Here is a 6,908-nt window from a genome sequence, read left to right on the forward strand (position 1 = left end):
GATCAGGCCGGCCCCGCCGGGTGGCGGACCGCCGGCCGACGGGCGACGGCGCTCCTCAGACGAAGACCGCGAGGCTCTTGGCGCGCCCCTGCCGCCGCTCGACGAGCGCCACGAAACGCCCGCCGGGCGCGAAGACCGCGACCGTCGCGCCCCCCAGCTCCTCCGGCATCCGCAACTGCGCCCCGTTCCCCAGCAGCCGCGCCTGCTCGGCGTCGACGTCCCAGCGGCGGAAGGCCGCGGCGGCCGCCTCGCCGACGGGGAGTACGGGAAGCTCCCGCCCCTCGTCGACACACGCCTGCAACTGCTCCAGGGTGTGCGCCCCGCTGAGCCCGTAGGGACCGACGCGCGTCCGGCGCAGCGCCGTCAGGTGCCCCCCGGTGCCCAGGTCCTCGCCCAAGTCCCGGGCGAGCGCCCGGACATACGTCCCCGAGGAGCACTCGACGCGTACCACGAGGTCGGTGACGGGGGTGCCGTCCGCCGCCGTCTCCTCGTGCGAGGAAAGCACCTCGAAGACGGAGACCGTCGCGGGCCGCGGCGCCAGCTCGACCGCTTCGCCCTCGCGCACCCGCGCGTACGCCCGCTTCCCGTCGACCTTGACCGCGCTCACCTTCGACGGGATCTGGAGGATCTCCCCCGTGAGCTTCTCGACCGCCGTGCGCACCGCGTCCTCGTCGAGCCCGCGGGCGCCCTCGGCGCCGGTGAGTTCGCCCTCCGCGTCCTCGGTGACCGTGGACTGCCCCAGGCGGACGGTGGCGAGGTACTCCTTCTCCACCAGTGCGAGGTGGCCGAGGAGCTTCGTCGCCCGCTCGACACCGAGCACGAGCACCCCCGTCGCCATCGGGTCGAGGGTGCCGGCGTGACCCACGCGGCGCGTCCTCGCCATCCCGCGCAGCTTCGCCACGACGTCGTGCGAGGTGAACCCGGCGGGCTTGTCGACGACGACGAGTCCGCCGGGCGTCCCCTTGAGCGAGGCGTCCGTCCGCTTCTCCGCCACGGTCAGGCGCCCTCGCTCCCGCGCTCGTCCCGCCTCGGCTCGTCGTCCTCCGCTGCGGACTCCGGGTCGCCGGAGTCGAGCCCCTCCTCCGGCCTGCGGTACGGGTCGGCGCCGCCCGCGTACTCGGCGCCCGAGGACGCCTTGCGGACCTCCTCGTCCGACTCCTTCGCCCGCGCCAGCAACTCGTCGATGGCCTTGGCGTTCTCGGGCACCGCGTCGGCGACGAAGGTGAGGCTCGGGGTGTGCTTGATGCCCGCCGCGGCGCCCACCGCGGAGCGGAGCACGCCCTTGGCGCTCTCCAGGCCCGCGGCGGCGGCCTTGCGGTCCTCGTCGTCGCCGTACACCGTGTAGAAGACCGTGGCCTCCCTGAGGTCGCCCGTGACCCTGGTGTCGGTGACGGTCACGTTGGTGCCGAGCCGCGGGTCCTTGACACCCCGGTGCAGCTTCTGCGCGACCACCTCACGGATGAGGTCAGCCAGCCTCTTCGCCCGCGCGTTGTCGGCCACTCGTCCGTCTCCTTGCTCATTCGTCGTCTTCACCGTGGAACCGCCGCCGCACCGACAGCAGTTCCACCTCGGGGCGCGCCGCCACGAGGCGCTCGCACCGGTCCAGCAGGCCGCTCAACTGCCCCGCGTCACCGGAGACCGCGGCCAGGCCGATGTGGGCTCTTCGGTAGAGGTCCTGCTCCCCCGTCTCCGCCACACTCACCGCGTACTTCCGCTGGAGCTCGGCGACGATGGGGCGGACCACGGAGCGCTTCTCCTTCAGCGACCGCACGTCGCCGAGGAGCAGATCGAAGGACAGCGTCCCTACGTACATAGACAGCGGGTCGTGCCACCCGCGGGGCCTTGAAGGTATGCCGACCGCACTCCGCGGTGGCCGTGCCACCAGAGTGCGGTATCGGCACCGTACACGCGAAGGCCGGGGCCGATCGACGCATTTGCGCCCGGACCGCCCGTACGGCACGACTGCCGTACGGGCGGCCGGGAGCGGCCGATCAGCCCCGGTCCCGTGCGCTCGGGATCAGCCGCGCGGCTTCTCCCGCATCTCGTACGTCGCGATGACGTCGTCGACCTTGATGTCGTTGTAGGAGCCGAGGTTGATACCGCCCTCGAAGCCTTCGCGGATCTCGGTCACGTCGTCCTTGAAGCGGCGCAGACCCTCGATGTTGAGGTTCTCCGATACGACCTTGCCGTCGCGGAGCACCCGGGCCTTGCTGTTCCTCCGCACCTCGCCGGAGCGGATCAGGACACCGGCGATGTTGCCCAGCTTCGACGAGCGGAAGATCTCGCGGATCTCCGCCGTGCCGAGCTCGACCTCCTCGTACTCCGGCTTCAGCATGCCCTTCAGGGCCGCCTCGATCTCCTCGATGACCTGGTAGATCACCGTGTAGTACCGGACGTCCACGCCCTCGCGCTCGGCGAGCTGCGTCGCCCGGCCCTCGGCGCGGACGTTGAAGCCGATGACGATCGCGTCGGAGCCCGTCGCCAGGTTGATGTCGGTCTCGGTGACCGCACCCACCCCGCGGTGCAGGATGCGGAGGTCGACCTCTTCGCCGACGTCGAGCTGGAGCAGCGAGGACTCCAGCGCCTCGACCGAACCGGAGGCGTCGCCCTTGATGATGATGTTGAGCTGCTGGACCTCGCCCGCCTTGAGCACCTTGTCCAGGTCCTCGAGGGAGACCCTGCGGGTGCGCTTGGCGAACGCGGCGTTCCGCTCGCGGGCCGCGCGCTTCTCGGCGATCTGGCGGGCCGTGCGGTCCTCGTCGACGACGAGGAAGTTGTCGCCGGCGCCCGGAACGTTGGTGAGGCCGAGGACCTGCACCGGGGTGGAGGGCTTCGCCTCCTTCACGTTCTCGCCCTTGTCGTCGAGCATCGCGCGGACACGGCCGTAGGCGTCGCCGACGACCATGGTCTCGCCGACCCGCAGCGTGCCGCGCTGGACCAGCACCGTCGCGACGGCGCCCCGGCCGCGGTCGAGGTGCGCCTCGATCGCGAGGCCCTGGGCGTCCTGCTCCGGGTTGGCCCGCAGGTCGAGGGCGGCGTCCGAGGTGAGGACGACGGCCTCGAGCAGCTGCTCGATGTTCTCGCCCTGGCGGGCCGAGATGTCGACGAACATCGTGTCGCCGCCGTACTCCTCCGCCACCAGGCCGTACTCGGTGAGCTGACCGCGCACCTTCGTCGGGTCGGCGCCCTCGACGTCGATCTTGTTGACCGCGACGACGATCGGCACCTCCGCGGCCTTGGCGTGGTTGAGCGCCTCCACCGTCTGCGGCATCACGCCGTCGTTCGCCGCGACCACGAGGATCGCGATGTCCGTCGACTTGGCACCGCGGGCACGCATGGCGGTGAACGCCTCGTGACCCGGGGTGTCGATGAAGGTGATGCGCCGGTCCTCGCCGTTGACCTCGGTCGACACCTGGTATGCACCGATGTGCTGGGTGATACCGCCGGCTTCGCCCTCGGTGACGTTCGACTTGCGGATGGCGTCGAGCAGACGCGTCTTGCCGTGGTCGACGTGGCCCATGACCGTGACGACCGCCGGCCTCGGCTCCAGCTCCTGCTCGCCGCCCTCGTCCTCGCCGAACTCGATGTCGAAGGACTCCAGGAGCTCCCGGTCCTCCTCCTCGGGGCTGACGATCTGGACGACGTAGTTCATCTCCTCGCCGAGGAGGTGCAGCGTCTCGTCCGAGACGGACTGCGTCGCCGTGACCATCTCACCGAGGTTGAACATCACCTGCACCAGCGAGGCCGGATTGGCGTTGATCTTCTCGGCGAAGTCGGTGAGGGAGGCACCGCGCGACAGCCGGACCGTCTCGCCCTTGCCGCGCGGCAGCATCACGCCGCCGACCGACGGCGCCTGCATCTGCTCGTACTCCTGGCGGCGCTGCCTCTTCGACTTGCGCCCCCTGCGCGCCGGACCGCCGGGACGCCCGAAGGCACCCTGCGTACCACCGCGGCCACCCGGACCGCCGGGACGCCCGCCGAACCCGGGACGGCCACCGCCGCCCGGACGGCCGGCGAAGCCGCCGCCACCGGGACGACCGCCGCCGCCACCACCGGGACGGCCGGCGAAGCCGCCGCCACCCGGACGGCCACCGCCGCCCGGACGACCGCCGCCGCCACCCGGACCACCGCGGCCCGGACCGGGACGCGGTCCCGTGGCAGGACGCTGCGGCATCATGCCCGGGTTGGGACGGTTGCCGCCGCCCCCGCCCCCGGGCCGCGGGCCGCCGCCCTGCGGTGCCTGCGGGCGCGGCATGTTGCCGGGGCTCGGACGCCCGCCGCCCGGCGCCTGCGGACGCGGACCGCCGCCGGGACCCGGCTTCGGACCCTGCCCGGGCTTCGGCGCCTGGCCCGGCTTCGGACCCTGGCCCGGCTTCGGCGCGCCACCGGAGCGGGGCGCCTGCGGACGGGCCATACCGGTCGAACCACCGGACGTGAAGGGGTTGTTGCCCGGACGCGGCCCGGACGGACGGCCGCCCGGCTTCGGGCTCTGCCCCGGCTTCGGCGCCTGGCCACCGCGGCCCTGGCCGCCCGGACCCGGCTTCGGGCCCTGGCCCGGCTTGGGGGCCTGACCCGGCTTCGGGGCCGGCGCTTCCGGCTTCGAGGGCGGAGCGGTGAACTCCGGGTTCGACGGAGCCTGGCCGCCCGGTGCCGGCTTGGGTGCCTCGCCGGGCTTCGGCGCGGCGCTCGTGTCGGCGGCCGGCGCGGGCTCCTCGGCAGGCTTCGGGCCGGGCTTCGGGCCCGGCTTGGGCGCACCCGGCTTCGGCGCCGCGGCGCCCGGCTTGGGCGCGGCGGGCTTGGCGGCCGCCTTCTTCGGCGCCGCCGGCTTCGCGGACTTCTTGGCGCCCCCCGCGCCGCCCGCGTCAAGTGCGTCTGTCAGTTTGCGGACAACCGGCGCCTCGATCGTCGAGGACGCCGAACGGACGAATTCACCAAGCTCTTGGAGTTTGGCCATGACGACCTTGCTCTCGACTCCAAGCTCCTTGGCGAGCTCGTATACCCGGACCTTAGCCACTTCGCTCCTTACGGCCCGGGGGATCGTCCGCCGGACCTTCGCTACTTATGCATGGGCGTACTCATCGCGTACTCATCGAGTGCTCATCGCAATCTCGACCTACTTCCCACTCGCGAGGTACCTCGTCCCGCACGGGGCCCGTGCAGGCTGTCTTACGGTGCTGCCCGATCCTTCCCCACCCGGGAACCTACCGATCCGCCCCCTCCGCGCTCGCCCCGCTCCGGGGTGCCGGCCGCCGGCCGGTCTCCTCGAAGTGCTTGAGGTGCTCGCGCAGTTCAGCGGTGTCGAAAGGTCCCGGACCCCGGAAAGCCCGGTTGAACGCCTTACGACGGACGGCCTGCTCGAGGCAGGCCGATGCGGGGTGCAGATAAGCACCCCGCCCGCGCAGCGTATCGCGTAGGTCGGGGACGCATCGCCCCCCTACCAGTGCCACACGCAGGAGTTCGGGTTTGCCGGCGCGCTCCCGGCACCCCACACAGGTACGCACAGGACATACCCCAGGGCATGCACGAGCTCGCGTCCGGCCAGACACTTCCTCAGTCTACCTCTCTGCATCCAGACCGTGGGCGGGGGGTGAGACCACCCTCACACAGGGAACCGCGCGCTCAGCCCTGCTCGACCGGCTGCCCCGTCGCGCCCTCGCCGGCCTCGGCGGTGTCCGGACGGATGTCGATCCGCCAGCCGGTGAGGCGAGCGGCGAGACGGGCGTTCTGCCCCTCCTTGCCGATGGCGAGGGAGAGTTGGTAATCGGGCACCGTCACACGCGCCGAGCGGGCGGCGAGGTCCACGACCTCCACCTCGCTGACCCGCGCCGGCGAGAGCGCGTTGGCGACGAGCTCGGCCGGGTCCTCCGACCAGTCGACGATGTCGATCTTCTCGCCGTTGAGCTCCGCCATCACGCTCCGCACCCGGCCGCCCATCGGGCCGATGCAGGCGCCCTTGGCGTTGAGCCCGGCACGGGTCGAGCGGACGGCCATCTTGGTGCGGTGCCCCGCCTCGCGAGCGATCGCCGCCACCTCGACCGAGCCGTCGGCGATCTCGGGAACCTCCAGCTCGAAGAGCTTCTTCACCAGGTTCGGGTGGGTGCGCGAGAGGGTGACGGACGGGCCGCGCACGCCCTTGACGACGCGCACGACGTAGGTCCGCAGCCGCATCCCGTGCGGGTACGTCTCTCCCGGCACCTGCTCCTGGGGCGGCAGGATCGCCTCGAGCCTGCCGATGTCCACCAGCACGCTCTTCGGGTCCTTGCCCTGCTGCACGACGCCGGTGACGACGTCGCCCTCGCGGCCGGCGTACTCGCCGAAGGTGACCTCTTCCTCCGCGTCGCGCAGCCGCTGGAGGATCACCTGCTTCGCGGTCGTCGCCGCGATGCGTCCGAAGCCGGTGGGGGTGTCGTCGAACTCGCGGGGCTCGGCGCCCTCTGCGAGCTCGTCGGCGCTCTCCTTGGCCCAGACGGTCACGTGCCCCGTCTTCCGGTCGAGCTCCACGCGCGCGTCCCTGCGGCTGCCTTCGGTGCGGTGGTACGCGATGAGGAGGGCCGACTCGATCGCCTCGACCAGCAGGTCGAAGGAGACCTCCTTCTCTCTCACCAGCCCGCGCAGGGCACTCATGTCGATGTCCACGGCTACGCCTCCTCGTTCTTCTCGGCGTCCGCGGTCACGTCGTCGGCTTCCACGCGCCTGCGGTCGCGCGCAGCCGCGGACTGGTCCCGCGCGCTCCCGGAGGGCTTGGGGTTGAACTCGATCTCCACCCGCGCCTTGGCGATCTCGTCGAACCGGAGCCGGCGGGCGGTGGGCTTCCTGCCCTTGACGCCGGGGACCTCAAGGTCGAGGCCCTCCTCGTCGACGGAGACGATCCGCGCCGTCAGCTCGCCGCCGCCCGCCTGCTCCGTGAG

6 protein-coding genes and 1 pseudogene are annotated in these 6,908 nt (G+C 72.2%); all 7 read right to left on the reverse strand.

Features of this window, described 5'->3' with window-relative positions:
* Nucleotides 1-55 precede the first annotated feature (55 nt).
* Nucleotides 56-994: a tRNA pseudouridine(55) synthase TruB gene (truB, locus tag UWG_RS0124425; protein ID WP_016909821.1), complete on the reverse strand. Its 939-nt coding sequence runs from the start codon at nt 992-994 to the stop codon at nt 56-58.
* Between the two features lie 2 nt (nt 995-996).
* Complete coding sequence (gene rbfA, locus UWG_RS0124430) at nt 997-1,500, reverse strand: 30S ribosome-binding factor RbfA (RefSeq protein WP_016909822.1); 504 nt, start codon at nt 1,498-1,500, stop codon at nt 997-999.
* A gap of 16 nt (nt 1,501-1,516) precedes the next feature.
* The gene (locus tag UWG_RS0124435; protein WP_016909823.1) at nt 1,517-1,813 is read right to left on the reverse strand and encodes a DUF503 domain-containing protein; all 297 of its coding nucleotides are present in this window, start codon (nt 1,811-1,813) and stop codon (nt 1,517-1,519) included.
* A gap of 204 nt (nt 1,814-2,017) precedes the next feature.
* Nucleotides 2,018-5,014 carry a translation initiation factor IF-2 gene (infB, locus tag UWG_RS0124440; protein WP_016909824.1) on the reverse strand — a complete coding sequence of 999 codons (2,997 nt, stop codon included), beginning with the start codon at nt 5,012-5,014 and terminating at the stop codon, nt 2,018-2,020.
* A 187-nt stretch (nt 5,015-5,201) separates the two neighbouring features.
* Complete coding sequence (locus tag UWG_RS32350) at nt 5,202-5,546, reverse strand: YlxR family protein (RefSeq protein WP_078495723.1); 345 nt, start codon at nt 5,544-5,546, stop codon at nt 5,202-5,204.
* Nucleotides 5,547-5,619: 73 nt separating this feature from the next.
* Nucleotides 5,620-6,636: a transcription termination factor NusA gene (gene nusA, locus UWG_RS0124445; protein ID WP_016909825.1), complete on the reverse strand. Its 1,017-nt coding sequence runs from the start codon at nt 6,634-6,636 to the stop codon at nt 5,620-5,622.
* A gap of 2 nt (nt 6,637-6,638) precedes the next feature.
* Nucleotides 6,639-6,908: pseudogene (locus UWG_RS30940) on the reverse strand (ribosome maturation factor RimP); the annotation flags it as partial.

It is taken from the genome of Streptomyces xiaopingdaonensis (genome assembly GCF_000262345.1).
In the GTDB taxonomy this organism is placed as follows: domain Bacteria; phylum Actinomycetota; class Actinomycetes; order Streptomycetales; family Streptomycetaceae; genus Streptomyces; species Streptomyces xiaopingdaonensis.